This is a genomic window from Pseudideonella sakaiensis, from assembly GCF_048320135.1.
Classification (GTDB): domain Bacteria; phylum Pseudomonadota; class Gammaproteobacteria; order Burkholderiales; family Burkholderiaceae_C; genus Ideonella_A; species Ideonella_A sakaiensis_A.
Genome location: NZ_CP182947.1, coordinates 1,451,782 through 1,465,945, shown reverse-complemented (window position 1 = coordinate 1,465,945; position 14,164 = coordinate 1,451,782). Strand labels below are relative to the sequence as shown.

General features: G+C 65.3%; 11 protein-coding genes. 5 read left to right on the top strand and 6 right to left on the bottom strand.

Annotation, left to right across the window (positions count from 1 at the left end):
- Positions 1-3: 3 nt before the first annotated feature.
- The 4 genes from metG to ACNH6H_RS06525 all read right to left on the bottom strand — a co-directional run bounded on the left by metG (position 4) and on the right by ACNH6H_RS06525 (position 5,347).
- Complete coding sequence (metG, locus tag ACNH6H_RS06540; RefSeq protein WP_418316637.1) at positions 4-2,046, bottom strand: methionine--tRNA ligase; 2,043 nt, start codon at positions 2,044-2,046, stop codon at positions 4-6.
- 388 nt (positions 2,047-2,434) lie between these two features.
- The gene (locus tag ACNH6H_RS06535; RefSeq protein WP_418316635.1) at positions 2,435-3,715 is read right to left on the bottom strand and encodes a TRAP transporter large permease; all 1,281 of its coding nucleotides are present in this window, start codon (positions 3,713-3,715) and stop codon (positions 2,435-2,437) included.
- On the bottom strand, positions 3,712-4,236 hold the full coding sequence (locus tag ACNH6H_RS06530; RefSeq protein WP_418316633.1) for a TRAP transporter small permease: 525 nt from the start codon (positions 4,234-4,236) through the stop codon (positions 3,712-3,714). Before ACNH6H_RS06530 ends, ACNH6H_RS06535 begins: the two co-directional genes overlap by 4 nt.
- A 130-nt stretch (positions 4,237-4,366) precedes the next feature.
- Entirely contained in the window at positions 4,367-5,347 is a 981-nt protein-coding gene (locus tag ACNH6H_RS06525) for a TRAP transporter substrate-binding protein (RefSeq protein ID WP_418316632.1), read from the bottom strand.
- Positions 5,348-5,548: 201 nt separating this feature from the next.
- On the opposite strand from ACNH6H_RS06525, the gene apbC reads away from it, so the two are divergent.
- The 5 genes from apbC to ACNH6H_RS06500 are packed head-to-tail and all read left to right on the top strand — an operon-like array spanning position 5,549 to position 10,706.
- Complete coding sequence (gene apbC / locus ACNH6H_RS06520; protein ID WP_418316630.1) at positions 5,549-6,640, top strand: iron-sulfur cluster carrier protein ApbC; 1,092 nt, start codon at positions 5,549-5,551, stop codon at positions 6,638-6,640.
- A gap of 6 nt (positions 6,641-6,646) precedes the next feature.
- A complete protein-coding gene (locus ACNH6H_RS06515) occupies positions 6,647-7,168 on the top strand; it encodes a DUF3305 domain-containing protein (protein WP_418316628.1) in 522 nt (173 codons plus the stop codon).
- A complete protein-coding gene (locus ACNH6H_RS06510) occupies positions 7,165-7,884 on the top strand; it encodes a DUF3306 domain-containing protein (RefSeq protein WP_418316626.1) in 720 nt (239 codons plus the stop codon). Before ACNH6H_RS06515 ends, ACNH6H_RS06510 begins: the two co-directional genes overlap by 4 nt.
- Complete coding sequence (locus tag ACNH6H_RS06505) at positions 7,796-10,000, top strand: 4Fe-4S dicluster domain-containing protein (protein ID WP_418316624.1); 2,205 nt, start codon at positions 7,796-7,798, stop codon at positions 9,998-10,000. Before ACNH6H_RS06510 ends, ACNH6H_RS06505 begins: the two co-directional genes overlap by 89 nt.
- Positions 10,001-10,058: 58 nt before the next feature.
- Entirely contained in the window at positions 10,059-10,706 is a 648-nt protein-coding gene (locus ACNH6H_RS06500; RefSeq protein WP_418316623.1) for a TorD/DmsD family molecular chaperone, read from the top strand.
- Between the two features lie 19 nt (positions 10,707-10,725).
- Here the strand turns inward: ACNH6H_RS06500 and ACNH6H_RS06495 are convergent, their stop codons facing one another.
- Both ACNH6H_RS06495 and ACNH6H_RS06490 read right to left on the bottom strand, forming a co-directional pair.
- Entirely contained in the window at positions 10,726-12,768 is a 2,043-nt protein-coding gene (locus ACNH6H_RS06495; protein ID WP_418316621.1) for a sensor histidine kinase, read from the bottom strand.
- Between the two features lie 25 nt (positions 12,769-12,793).
- Complete coding sequence (locus ACNH6H_RS06490) at positions 12,794-14,152, bottom strand: sigma-54-dependent transcriptional regulator (RefSeq protein WP_418321254.1); 1,359 nt, start codon at positions 14,150-14,152, stop codon at positions 12,794-12,796.
- Between the last annotated feature and the right edge of the window lie 12 nt (positions 14,153-14,164).

The following is a 14,164-nucleotide window of genomic DNA, read 5'->3' as shown; positions in this document are numbered from 1 at the left end:
ATCTCAGCGTACGCGCATGCCCGGCTCGGCGCCTGGCCAGGGCTCGAGGATGAAGATGCCCGGCTTCGCCTTCTCGTCGGCATGGCTGGCCGCCAGCACCATGCCTTCGCTGATCCCGAATTTCATCTTGCGCGGCGCCAGATTGGCGACCATCACGGTCAGCTTGCCGACCAGCTGCTGCGGCTGGTAGGCGCTCTTGATGCCGGAGAAGACATTGCGCATGCGGCCTTCGCCAACGTCGAGCGTCAACCGCAGCAGCTTGTCGGAGCCTTCGACCGCTTCGCAATCGACGATTTTTGCGATCCGCAGGTCGACCTTGCCGAAATCGTCGATCTTGATCTCCGGCGCCAGGTCCTCGCCGCCGGGTGCCGCCTTGACCTCGGCCGGCGCTTCGAGCAGTGCATCGAGCAGTTTCGGATCGACGCGCTGCATCAGGTGCTGGTACGCGCCGATCGTATGTGCGCCTAGCCTGCGTTCGGCGTCGGCAAACTGCATCGGCTCGACCCGCAGAAAAACCTCGACCTGCCCGGCCAGTGCCGGGACGACCGGCTTCAGATAGATCGTCAGCAAACGGAAGGCCTCGATGCAGACGCTGCAGACATCGTGCAACCTCGCTTCCTGTTCGGGCTTTTTCGCCAGTTCCCAGGGCTTGTTCTGGTCGACATATTCATTGACCCGGTCTGCCAGCAGCATCACCTCGCGCAGCGCCTTGCCGAATTCACGCTGTTCGTAGAGCTCGCCGATCGTCACCGCATGCGCGCTCAGGCCGTCGAGCAGCGCACGCCCGTCGTCGCCGGTCTCGGCGCAAAGCCTGCCGCCGAATCGCTTCGCGAGGAAACCGGCGGCGCGGCTTGCGATATTGATGTATTTGCCGACCAGGTCGCTGTTGACGCGTGCGACAAAGTCATCCGGATTGAAATCGATGTCCTCGACGCGCGCGTTCAGTTTCGCCGCGATGTAGTAACGCAGCCATTCGGCATTCATGCCGAGCTCGAGGTATTTCAGCGGCGAGATGCCGGTGCCGCGGCTCTTGCTCATCTTCTCGCCTCTGACCGTGATGAAGCCGTGCACGAACACATGGTCGGGCGTCTTGCGGCCGCTGAAATGCAGCATCGCCGGCCAGAACAGCGTGTGGAAATAGGTGATGTCCTTGCCGATGAAGTGCACCTGCTCGGTTTTCGGGTCGGCCATGAAGGCATCGAAGTCGCGGCCCTCGCGGTCGCACAGGTTCTTCAGCGATGCCAGATAACCGACCGGCGCGTCGAGCCAGACGTAGAAATATTTGTCGTCGGTATCCGGAATGCGGATGCCGAAATACGGCGCATCGCGGCTGATATCCCAGTCGGCAAGCCCGCCATGCCCGTGGTCGTCGACGCTGAACCATTCCTTGATCTTGTTCAGCACCTCGGGTTGCAACCTGCCGGCGGTATGCACCCATTGCTCGAGGAAGTCGATGCAGCGGCGCGAACTGAGCAGGAAGAAATGATGGGCGCTGCTCTTCAGCACCGGCGTCGCCCCGCTCAGTGCCGAATAGGGGTTCTTCAGTTCGGTCGGCGAATAGACTGCGCCGCAGACCTCGCAGGAGTCGCCATACTGGTCTTTCGCGCCGCAGCGCGGGCACTCGCCCTTGATGTATCGATCCGGCAGGAACATCGATTTGACCGGATCGAAAAACTGCTCGATCGTGCGTTCCGAGATCAGGCCCTCGCGACGCAGCGAACAATAGATGTCCTGCGCCAGCTGGTGATTTTCCGGCGCGTCGGTCGAATGCCAGTTGTCGAACGCGATATGGAAGCCGTCGAGATAGGCCTTGCGGCCGGCCGCAATCTCGGCGACAAATTCCTGCGGCGTCTTGCCGACCTTTTCGGCCGCAATCATGATCGGCGCGCCATGCGCATCGTCGGCGCAGACGAAGAACACCTGGTTCCCCGACATCCGCTGGAAGCGCACCCAGATGTCGGCCTGGATGTACTCCATCATGTGGCCGATGTGGAACGGCGCGTTGGCGTAGGGCAGGGCGGTGGTGACGAAGATCTGGCGGCTCATGGTGTTCCGACGTGCGCCGCGGCGCGGTGGGCTCTGGAATGGAATCGACCGGCTCGTGGCCGGTCGATGATTCTAGGTGCTGCGCTGCACCGGCAGATGTTCGTCGGCGCATTGCGCGCAAGCGGTGCGGGACACTCGATCGTTTCGATCAAGCGGCCGCCGCGGTTCCGGCTCTGCCGGTCCGCCAGCGTGCCTTGCAGGCCGCGCCGGGCGCAGAGGCCCGGCTCCTCGCCAGGCATGAAGGGTCCACTGGACCCTTCATGTCCGGGCTCGGCCCCCGCGAGGGGGGTGAACGGGGACGAGAGGGCCTGCCTGCGCAGGCCCGAACGCCTCGTGAACCGCACGAACTCTGCGAGTGCGTGGGCGGCGAAGCCGCTCCGGGGGTGGGTCAATTGAACAGCAGGTTCGGCAAGAACAGGCTGATCTGCGGAATGTAGGTGACCATCACCAGGAAGATCAGCAGCACCGACAGCCATGGCAACGCAGCCTTGGTCACCTGCACCAGACTCATTCCTGTTATCCCGCTGGTGACGAACAGGTTGAGCCCGACCGGTGGCGTGATCATTCCGATCTCCATGTTGACCACCATGATGATGCCCAGATGCACTGGATCGATGCCCAGTTCGGTGGCGATCGGGAAAAAGATCGGTGCCAGGATCAGGATGATGCCGGTCGGCTCCATGAAATTCCCGGCGACCAGCAGGATGACGTTGACGACCAGCAGGAACATCCACGGCTCCATGCCGGCGCCGACGATCGCCGCCGCGATGGTCTGCGGAATCCGCTCGGTTGTCAGCACGTGGGCGAACAGCAGCGCGTTGGCGATGATGAACATCAGCATCACCGTCGTCTTGCCGGCATCCATCAGCACATGCGGCAGATCCTTAGGCTTGATGTCGCGGTAGATCGCAACGGCAACGAAGGTCGCATAGACCGCTGCCACCGCCGCCGCCTCGGTCGGCGTGAAGATGCCGCCGTAGATGCCGCCCATGATGATCGCGAGCAGCGCCAGGCCCCAGACCGAGTCCTTGAAAGCGACCAGCACTTCGCGTGGACTCGCCTTCTCGCCCTTGGTCAGCGTCAGCTTGCCGGCGCGCCACCAGACCGCCGTCGCGAGCATGCCTGCCAGCAGGATGCCCGGGATGACGCCGGCCATGAACATGCGGCCAACCGATACATTGGTCACCGCGGCATAGACGACCATCACGATCGATGGCGGAATCAGGATGCCCAGCGTGCCGGCATTGCAGATCACGCCGGCGGCAAATTCCTTCGTATAGCCGTTCTTGACCATGCCGGCGATCACGATCGAGCCGATCGCCACCACGGTGGCCGGGCTGGATCCCGACACCGCGGCAAACAGCGTGCAGGCCAGCACGCTGGCGATTGCCAACCCGCCGCGCATGTGGCCGACTGCGGCGATCGCGAAGCGGACCATCCGTTTGGCCACCCCGCCGGTGCTCATCATCGCGCCGGCCAGGATGAAGAACGGGATCGACATCAGCGTGTAGTGTTCGCTGGTCTCGTACAACTTGATCGACAGGCTGGCCAGCGAATCCTGGCCGAAGAACATGATCGTCAACAGGCTCGACAGGCCGAGGCAGATCGCCACCGGCATGCCCATCGCCATGAAGATGAACAGCGTCGTGAAGAGGATGAGGGTATTCACTGCGACTCCTCGCTTTTCAGTTTCATCGCATCGGCGGCTTCATCGCCGAGGTGCAGGCTGTCGGACTTGCCGGTGATCAGCGACCACAGCACCTGGATGAAACGGAAGGTCAGCAGCACATAACCGAGCGGCAGGATGGCGCGCACCATCCAGACCTCGATCGGCAGGTCCTCCATCTCGACGTGGACCGAATACATCTTCGAGACATAACCGAACGAGCCGTAGAGGATGATGCCGGCATACACCAGGCACAGCAGCACGACGACGATCGAGGTTGCACGGCGGATTGGCGGCGGCAGCCTGCTGACGATCGCATCGACGCCGATGTGGGCGCCGACGCGCACGCCATACGAGATGCCGACGAAGATCATCGCGGCAAAGAAGATCGTCGTCATCTCCAGCGCCCAGGTGAATCCGGAGTTGAAGACATAACGCAGCACGACCTGGATGAAGGTCAGCAACGTCATCGCCGTCAGCATCAGGATGACGATCCATTCCTCGAGGCGATCGAGTATTTTCATTGCGGATCCCCGCCGGCGCCGAGCGTTGGCGCATTGGTGTCGCGAATGCAAAAAATTGTCAGCCCCCGAATGGGAGGCTGACAATCAGGGTATGCCTCCGCAGATGCCGGCGCTTGCGCGCCGGCCGTGATCACTTGTTGGACTTCTGCGCTGCCTCGATCAGATCCTTGCCGATCTCGCCCTCGAACTTGGCCCACACCGGCTTCATCGCCGCGCGCCACTGAGCGACTTCCTCCTTGCTCAGCTTCAGGATCTCGGCCTTCTTGTCGTCCATGATCTTCTTCTTGAAGGACTCGCCTTCGTCGTAGGCGATCTTGTTGCCGATCTTGATCGATTCAGCCATCGCTTCCGACAAACCCTTCTTGATATCGGCCGGCAACTTGTCCCACCAGGCCGAGTTGGCGATCACCATGTAGTCGATCACACCGTGGTTGGTCTCGGCAATCGTCTTCTGCACCTCGTGGAATTTCTGCGTGTAGATGTTCGACCAGGTATTTTCCTGACCGTCGACCACACCCGATTGCAAGGCCTGGTAGACCTCGCCGAACGACAGCTTTTGCGGGTTGGCGCCAACCGCCTTGAACTGCGCCTCGAGCACATCGGATGTCTGGATGCGGAATTTCAGGCCTTTCGCATCGGCCGGCGTGCGCAACACCTTGTTGGCCGACATCTGCTTCATGCCGTTGTGCAGGAAGCCCAGCCCGGCGATGCCCTTCTTGCTCATCGAGTTCAGCAATTCCTGGCCCTTCGGGCTTTGCTGGAAGCGGTCGATCGCCTCGATGTCGTCGAACAGGAAGGGCAGGTCGAACACCTGCAGCTTCGGCGTGTATTTGGAGAATTTCGACAACGACGGCGCGATGATCTGCACGTCACCAAGCAGCAGCGCTTCCATCTCCTTGCCATCGCCGAACAACTGGCTGTTCGGGAATACCTGGACCTCGACCTTGCCCGGCAGCTTCTTCTCCGCGAGTTCCTTGAACTTCAGCGCCGCCTGACCCTTTGGCGTGGCGTCCGCGACGACGTGGCTGTATTTGATGACGATCGGCTGGGCCATCGCGGCCGAGCCGATGGCGGCCATCGCGGCGGCAACGACGAGTTTGCGAATGATCATGGGACTATCTCCTTTGCAGGGCGGTTGAAGAACGTCGGCCCACCATACAGGCCGATGGGCCGCAAGCCCATGTGGCAAATACGGAGTGCGCCGAGGTGGCGACTGCGCATCGGCACGCGCTCTTTTGCCCCTTCCAGGCCCGAGATGCGGTCATCCCGCTAAACTTCGAAATTCCGCTCCGGCAACAGACATCGCGACACCATGGCCCCCAGTGAACAGAACCTGACCGAAGCGCTCAAGGCGGTCATCGACCCCAATACCGGCCGCGATTTCGTCTCGACACGCCAGTTGAAGAACCTCCGGGTCGACGGCGGCGATGTCGCATTCGACGTCGAACTCGGCTACCCGGCAAAAAGCCAGATCGCCTCGCTGCGCAAGGCGCTGATCGCGGCGGCCCGCAGTGTGCCGGGCGTCGAGAATGTCAGCGCCAACCTGAGCAGCAAGATCATCGCCCATGCGGTGCAGCGCGGCGTGCAATTGCTGCCGAAGGTGAAAAACATCGTTGCCGTTGCGTCGGGCAAGGGCGGCGTCGGCAAGAGCACGACCGCCGTCAACCTGGCGCTCGCGCTGGCGGCCGAAGGCGCGACGGTCGGCATTCTCGATGCCGATATCTATGGCCCGAGCCAGCCGATGATGATGGGCATCGAGGGCCGGCCCGAGTCGGTCGACGGCAAGACGATGGAGCCGATGGAAAACTACGGCGTCCAGGTGATCTCGATCGGTTTTCTGATCGATGCCGACCAGGCGATGATCTGGCGCGGTCCGATGGCCACGCAGGCGCTCGAGCAGCTGCTGCGCCAGACCAACTGGGGCGAGCTCGACTACCTGATCGTCGACATGCCGCCGGGTACCGGCGACATCCAGCTGACGCTGAGCCAGCGCGTGCCGCTGACCGGCGCGGTGATCGTCACGACGCCGCAGGACATCGCGCTGCTCGATGCGCGCAAGGGCATCAAGATGTTCGAGAAGGTCGGCGTTCCGATCCTCGGCATCGTCGAGAACATGGCAGTGCACGTCTGCGAGAAGTGTGGCCATGTCGAGCACATCTTCGGCGCCGATGGCGGCAAGAAGATGGCCGCCGAATACGAGATGGACTACCTCGGCGCGCTGCCGCTGAACCTGTCGATCCGTGTGCAGACCGACGGCGGGCGGCCGACCGTCGTCAGCGACCCGGACGGCGAGATCGCCGCACTCTACAAATCGGTGGCGCGGCAGCTGGCGGTGAAGATTTCGCAGCGGGCGAAGGACTATTCGTCGAAATTCCCGACCATCAACATCTCGAAGGACACCTGAGCGGCCGTGACTGCGAACTCCGCCACTGCTGACACTGCTGCCCCAGCACGGCCTGCGGTCGACGTGGCCGTCGTGATGGAGCGCGAAACCGCGCCCAATCAATGGGAGGATTGGCGGCACCGGCTGATCGACGTCGTTGCCGACCAGCCGGCCTTCGGCACCGAGCCGAAGTGTTTGCGCGATGACGGCCGCCTGGCGAGGACCATTTATCCCGGATTCCGGCTCGAGTTGTTTGCCGATGAAGGCGAGGGTTATTACCTGAACCTCAGCTCCGGCAATCCGGTCTGGTTCGTGATGTGGCGGGTCGACGATGCCGATCCGTCGAATGCCCGCCCGGAGGCGGTCAGCCTGTCGTACAACGAGGCCGGCCGCTGGCTCGATGCGCAGGAGCGGGTCGACAATGTGCCGCTGCAGCCGGAACTGATCGGCTGGCTGCAGGCCTATACCGATGCCCACTATCGGCCCGAGCCGCGCAAGCGCAAGCGGCCGGTTTCCTTCCTCGCTCCCGGCGAGCGGCCGACCTCATGACGGCGCGTTCGAAGCCGGATCGACCCGGCGGCGGCGACGAAGGGTTTCTGTCGCGCTGGTCGCGGCGCAAGGTCGAGGTCAAGACCAGGCCTGTCGCCGAGCCGGTATTGCCCGAGGCCGCGCAACCGCCCGCGCAGCGACCGCCGGCCGCGGTCGCACCCGCGCCGGCCCCCGCTGCACCGGCGACGCAAAACAAGGCAGAGCCGCCCCGCGCGGGCATCGCCGAACCGGCCGAAACCGCGCCGCCGAAGCCGACGCTGGCCGATGTCGAATCGCTGACGCGCGACGACAGCTTCGCCCGCTTCGTTGCCCGCGACGTCGATCCGGATGTGCGAAATGCCGCGATGAAGAAGCTGTTTTCCGATCCGCATTACAACGTGATGGACGGGCTCGACATCTATATCGACGACTACGGCAAGCCCGACCCGATTCCGCTTGCGATGCTGCGCAAGATGGCGCAATCGCACGCGCTCGGACTGTTCGACGACGAGAAAGAGAAGGACGCTGCGGCGGCCGGCTCCGCGGCGCCGCAAGCCCCGGGCGAGCGGCTGGCGCAGGCAGGGCCGCAGCCAGCCGACGCACCACGAGACGCGGCCGTGCAGCCGCCCGCAACCGAGACGCCCGACGATGAAGACCCTGATCTGCAACTGCAACCAGACGATGGCGATCGACGCGCCGGCGCTGGCCCGGGCACTGACGACAAGACAGAATCCTGACGCCGCCGATGGTCTGGAGACGCTGCACACGACGCTGTGCCGGCGCGAGGCCGGCGCATTCCAGCGTGCTGCCAAGCAGGGCGACGACCTGCTCGTCGCCTGCACGCAGGAAAGCCGGCTGTTTCTCGAGCTGAACGAGCAGACCGAAGGCGCGCCGGGTCCGGCCGAGCGGCCGATCCGCTTCGTCAATATCCGTGAAACCGGCGGCTGGAACCGCGATGTCTTGCCAGGCGAGCCAACCTCTGCGCAGAAGCTGACGCCGAAACTGGCGGCATTGATCGCGATGGCGCAGTTGCCGGATGCCGAGCCGGTGCCGACCGTCAGCTACCGCTCGGCGGGACGCGTGCTGGTGATCGGCGACGCGGACCGTGCCGAACGCGCGGCCGGATTGCTGGCCGACAAGCTCGAGGTGGCGCTGTTGCTGCCGCAACCCGGCGGCCGGCTCGCGCAGCAGCGCAACATCGCGGTGCACACCGGCCGTGTCGAGGCGATCGACGGCTGGCTCGGCCAGTTCGAGGTCAGCTGGAGCAGCGGCAATCCGATCGATGCCGATCTGTGCACGCGCTGCAATGCCTGCATCGATGTCTGCCCGGAAAACGCGATCGATTTCAGCTACCAGATCGATCTGAGCCTGTGCAAGAGCCACCGCGATTGCGTCGCCGCCTGTTCGGCGGCTGCCGCGATCGATTTCGAGCGGCCGCCGCAACGGCAGAGCGAATCGTTCGACCTCGTGCTCGATCTGCGCGATGCACCGATGTCGGCGCGCCACCAGCAGCCACAGGGTTACCTGCATGTTGCGCCGACGGCATCCGAGCAGGCGCTGTTCGATGCGGCGCTGAAGCTGCGGGAATGGGTCGGCGAATTCGAGAAGCCGAAATTTTTCCAGTACAAGGCCAAGCTGTGTGCACACAGCCGCAATGAGCGCATCGGCTGCACCGCCTGCATCGACGTCTGTTCGGCGCAGGCGATCCGCAGCGATGCGTCGATGAAGGGCAAGGCCGGCGGGCGCGGCCGCGCGGCCGGCGACACACCGGGCGGCATCGTCGTCGACCCGCACCTGTGTGTCGGCTGCGGCGCCTGCACGACGGTCTGCCCGAGCGGTGCGATCACCTATGCAACGCCGCGCGCCGACGAGCAGGGGCGGCGCATCCGCACGCTGCTGTCGACCTACCTGCGCGCCGGCGGCACGCAGCCGGTGCTGTTGCTGCACAGCCAGGGTGCCGGCACTGCCGCGATCGAGGCGCTCGGTCGCGCCGCGCGTGCCGGCCAGGGCCCGCGCGGTGTGCCGCTGCGGGTACTGCCGCTCGACCTCGTCCATACCGCATCGGTCGGCATCGACCTGTGGCTGTCGGCGATCGCCCATGGCGCAGCGCAGGTCTGGGTGCTGATGAGCGATGAGGAGGCGCCGCAATACCGCGCCGCGCTGCAGGAGCAGATGGCGGTGGCCGAGGCCATCCTGCAAGGCGTCGGCTTCGGCGGCGAGCACCTGCGCATCGTCGATGCGCTGGCGCCGGCCGAGCTCGATGCCGCGTTGCGCCGGCCGACCGCGCAGACGGTCGCGACGCCGGCAGCGTTCAGCGTGCAGGCCGACAAGCGCGCAACGCTCGATCTGGCGATCGACCATCTGCTGAATCAGGCGCAGAGCCGGCCCGACGCAATCGCGCTGCCCGCCGCAGGCAGCCCGTTCGGCAGCCTCGTGGTTGATGCGCAACGCTGCACGATGTGCCTGAGCTGCGTCGGCGCCTGTCCGGAGGCCGCGCTGGCCGACAACCCCGACAAGCCGCAGCTGCGCTTCATCGAGAAAAACTGCGTTCAGTGCGGCCTGTGTGCGTCGACCTGTCCGGAACAGGCGATCACGCTGCAACCGCGGCTGCTGCTCGCTGACGGCGGCAAGGCGCGCAGTGCGCCGCGGGTGCTCAACGAGGCCAAGCCCTATGGCTGCATCCGCTGCGGCAAGCCCTTCGGCACCGTGCAGGCGATCGAGGCGATGATCGGCAAGCTGGCCGGCCATTCGATGTTCCAGGGCGCCGCGGCCGAGCGGCTGAAGATGTGCGCCGACTGCCGCGTGATCGACCTGCACACCAATCCCGACGAGGTCAGGATCACCGACCTCTGACCCGGCCTTCTGGCAACGACCCGGCAGCGCTGCGGCGCGCCCTGCGATGGACCCAGCAATGACTTCCGATACCGACCACGACGCCGCCAGCGACAGCATCGAACTGCAATCGGCCGATGCCGCCGAGGAACTGGCGCGCGCCGAGTTGTATGGGCTGCTGGCGCGGCTGTGGATCGCGCCGCCCGATCAGCCGCTGGCCGATCAATTCGAGCATGTCGTGACGCAGGCACCGCAGGCCGGCGGTTTTCTCGAGGCACCGTGGACGGCGCTGGTCGGCGCGATGCGCGCCACCTCGGTCGCCGACGCCGCAGATGAATACGACGCCTTGTTCCTCGGCATGGGCCGCTCGGAGGTGATGCTGTATGCGTCGTTTTATCTGGCCGGTTTTCTGAATGAACAACCGCTGGCCAACCTGCGCGGAGATCTGGCGACACTCGGCCTTGGCCGCGACGAGAGCCGTCCGGAGACCGAGGACCACATCGCCCATTTGTTCGAGGTGATGCGTTATCTGATCGCCGGCGACGATGTCGCGGTCTGCAACCTCGAACAGCAGCGGCGGTTTTTCCGCGCCCATCTGCAACCCTGGGTCGGCGCGATGTGCGACGCGGTTGCCGCCCATCCGCGCGCCAGGCTGTACCGCGCGGTCGCCGGCCTGACCGAGGCCTTTCTGCTGATCGAGACCCAGGCCTTCGACATGATCGAGTGAGGGCAACGCCGGCGGCGATTCATGCCGCCGCCTCCGGCTCGCTGCGCAGGCGCACGCGAAAGACCGCGCCGCGCTGGCCGTCGTCACGATTGGCGGCCTCGATCTGCCCGCCATAACGCTCGACGATGCTGTGGCTGATCCACAGCCCGAGGCCGGTGCCATCGCGCCGTCGGGTGACGAAGGCCTGGAACAGTTGCGTCAGCAGATCCGGGTCCAGCCCGGGCCCGTCGTCGGTGATCTCGAATTCGGCGCCAAGCGGCGGCGAACCCCAGTCCCGGGTGACGAGCCGCAGCGTGCCGCCGGCCGGCATTGCCTGGATGGCATTGACGAGCAGGTTGACGATCACCTGCTGCAGTTCCTGCCGGTTGATCGCGACCCGCTCGGTGGCGCGGAAATCGCGCTGCAATTCGATCCGCGTCGTCGCCATCAGATGGCCGACCAGCACCAGGCAATCGTCGACCGTTTCGCCGAGGTCGATCGGCTCGACATACCCGGCATATTCGGTCGGCCGCGCAAATTGCAGCAGCTTCGTCACGAGCAGCCGCATCCGCTCGACCTGCTCGTTCATCAGCTCCAGTTCGGTTCGGATGCGCGCCGCGCTGTCGGCATCGAGCAACTCGTTGATCAGGTCGAGGTTGCCCTGGATCACCGCGATCGGGTTGTTGACCTCGTGCGCGATGCTGGCCGTCAGCTGGCCGACGGCCGCCAGCTTCTCCGAGCGCAGCAGCTGGCCTTGCGCGGCCTCGAGCGCTGCGGTGCGCTGCGCGACCTTGGCGTCGAGTTCGCTGTTCAGCCGCTGCAGCGCCTCGGTCTTGTCGCGGATCGTGTCGAGCAGTTGATCGAGGTGGCCAGCCAGCTGGCCGATTTCGTCGCGTTGTTCGACCGGGCCGACGCGGGCGCCGAGTTCGCCGCTGCCGACACGGCGCATCGTCTCGGCCATCTGTTCGAGCGGCTTGAAGATGGCACGCGCGCCGCGCATCGATACCACCGCGGCACCGATCATCACGATGAAGAAGACGACGCCGATGCTCGCCAGCACCGCATATTTGAGCCAGCTGAACGGCCGCTCGAGGTAGCCGACATACAACATGCCGACGCGTTCGCCGCTGCCGTCGGTCAGCGGCTGGTAGGCCGATACATACCAGTCGTTGACGACGAAGGCGCGGTCCAGCCAGGTGGCGCCGCGGCCCAGCACCGCGTCGCGCACGTTCTGCGAGACGCGGGTGCCGATCGCGCGGCTGGCCGGATTCAGCGGGTTGCTCGGGTCGGTGCCGAACAGCCGCACATTGGTGCTGATCCTGACGTCGTCGAGAAACAGCGTCGCGGTGCCGCGGCTGCCGAACGGCAACGAGCCGTCGGGATAGACGATCTCGTTGATGTGGTCGATGAACGGCAGGTTGCGGTTCAGCAGCAGCCCGGCCTGCACCTGACCGACGACTTCGCCGTCGGCATCGACGATGGCTTCGCTGGCCAGCAGCACCATCGCGCGGTCCTCGCGGCTGCGCTCGGTCGGCGCTGCATTGCGCGTGGGCAGCAGGTCGACCGAAACGGTCGACTGAAATGCCGGTGCCAGCAGCGCGAGTTCGGCCGGCTGCAGGATCTCGATGCCGGCGCTGCCGCCGCGGTTGACAGCCGCAGCAAATGCGGCCGAGCCGCGGTCCGAAGCCGTTGCGACACCGCTGTCGGTGACCAGCAATTCGCCGTCGACGCGACGCAGGTTGATGAAGTCGACGCGTTCGCGCGCCTTGTAGCCCTGCAGCAGGCGCACCAGGTCGTCGGCTGCGGCGTCGCCACTGCCGACGCGATTGATCGTGCGATGCAGCGCATGCGAATCGGCAATCGCCGCCGCGCTGCTGCGCACCTCGCCGAGCACCCGCTCGAAATAGCCGTTCGCAACCGCCAGATCGCTGCGCACCTTGGTGATCAGCATGCGGTCGAGCGCCGCATTGCCCCACAGCAGCAGGATCAGGCCGAGCAGCGGCAGCACCACCAGCAACGGCAGCAGCACCATCGCCAGCAGCTTGGCGCGGATCGACCACTGGCGGAATTGTTGCAGCGGCATCACCGGTGCAGGGCGTTGTCCCGCGTCATCCCCATTCGGCGACCCGCCGCTCGAGCGTGCGCCTGGAAATGCCGAGCAGCCGCGCCGCTTCGGTCTTGTCGCCGCCGACCGAATCGAGCACCGCGAGAATGTGCTGCTTCTCGAGCAGGTGCAGGTCGGTCGGGCGGTCAGCAGCGGTCGCCGCCGCAACCCGCGGATAAAGCGCCGACAGGTTCAGCTCGCCGAGGATCAGCGAACGTTCGATCAGGTTGCGCAGTTCACGCACATTGCCCGGCCAGTCGTACTGGCACAGATAAGCGATGTCGTCGTCGCTGATCTCGAGCGGTGCGACCCCGAGCGGCGGCGCCAGCGTCGAGATGAAATGGTGCACCAGCTGTGCGATGTCGCGTTTGTGGGTGCGCAAAGGCGGCAGCGTGATCTCGACGACCTGCAGCCGGTAGTAGAGGTCGTTGCGAAACCGCCCGGCGGCGACTTCGGCAGCGAGGTCGCGGTTCGTCGCCGCGACGATGCGCACATCGACCGGAATCTGCTGCTCGCTGCCGATCGGCCGGATCCGGCGATCGTCGAGCACGCGCAACAGGTTCGCCTGCAGCGCCAGCGGCAGCGCCGCCACCTCGTCGAGGAACAGCGTACCGCCCCTGGCGTAATAGAACAGGCCGTCGCGGCCCGGCGTATTGCGCGAGGCATCGCCGGCATGGCCAAAAAACTCGCTTTCGACCGATTCGGGCGACAGGCTGGCGCAGTTGACCGGCACGAACGGACCGGCCGCGCGTGCACTCCACCGGTGCAGCGCCTGCGCGGCAAGTTCCTTGCCGGTCCCTGATTCGCCACACAGCAGCACCGTGCTCGATACCGCCGCGCTGCGCTGCAGCGCCTGGCGGACGTCCTGGATTTCGTTCGAGTCGCCGATCAGCGTGTCGGCCACCGCATCATGGCGCGACAGGCTGTGGCGCAGCACCCAGTTCTCGCGTTTCAGCTGAGAGCGTTCGACCCCGTGGCGCACCGCATTGAGGATCTGCGTCAGCCGGAACGGCTTCAGGATGAAATCGGAGGCGCCGGCGCGCAGCGCCTCGATCGCTGTATTCAGGTCGGCGAATGCGGTGACCAGGATCACCTCGCCGGCAAAGCCCTGTTCGCGCAATTCGCGCAGCCATTCGATGCCCGATTTGCCGGGCAGCGTGATGTCGAGGATCACCAGGTCGAAACGGTGCAGCCGCACCAGCTCATCGGCCTGTTCGGCATCGGCAACGCAGCGCACCACTTCGCAGCGCGGCGCCAGCGCCTTCTGCAGAAAGCTGCGCATGCCGCGCTCATCATCGACGACAAGGATCGCGACATGGGGCCAGTCGCGGGCGGCGGAGGCGGCGGATTCGGACAAGGGCAGGGTGGTCGGCGG

Excerpts from the sequence above, each read along its gene's own strand:
- metG (WP_418316637.1), bottom strand. The coding sequence starts at position 2,046 with ATGAGCCGCCAGATCTTCGTCACCACCGCCCTGCCCTACGCCAACGCG.
- ACNH6H_RS06530 (WP_418316633.1), bottom strand. The coding sequence starts at position 4,236 with ATGAAAATACTCGATCGCCTCGAGGAATGGATCGTCATCCTGATGCTG.
- ACNH6H_RS06525 (WP_418316632.1), bottom strand. The coding sequence starts at position 5,347 with ATGATCATTCGCAAACTCGTCGTTGCCGCCGCGATGGCCGCCATCGGC.
- apbC (WP_418316630.1), top strand. The coding sequence starts at position 5,549 with ATGGCCCCCAGTGAACAGAACCTGACCGAAGCGCTCAAGGCGGTCATC.
- ACNH6H_RS06510 (WP_418316626.1), top strand. The coding sequence starts at position 7,165 with ATGACGGCGCGTTCGAAGCCGGATCGACCCGGCGGCGGCGACGAAGGG.
- ACNH6H_RS06505 (WP_418316624.1), top strand. The coding sequence starts at position 7,796 with ATGAAGACCCTGATCTGCAACTGCAACCAGACGATGGCGATCGACGCG.
- ACNH6H_RS06500 (WP_418316623.1), top strand. The coding sequence starts at position 10,059 with ATGACTTCCGATACCGACCACGACGCCGCCAGCGACAGCATCGAACTG.
- ACNH6H_RS06495 (WP_418316621.1), bottom strand. The coding sequence starts at position 12,768 with ATGCCGCTGCAACAATTCCGCCAGTGGTCGATCCGCGCCAAGCTGCTG.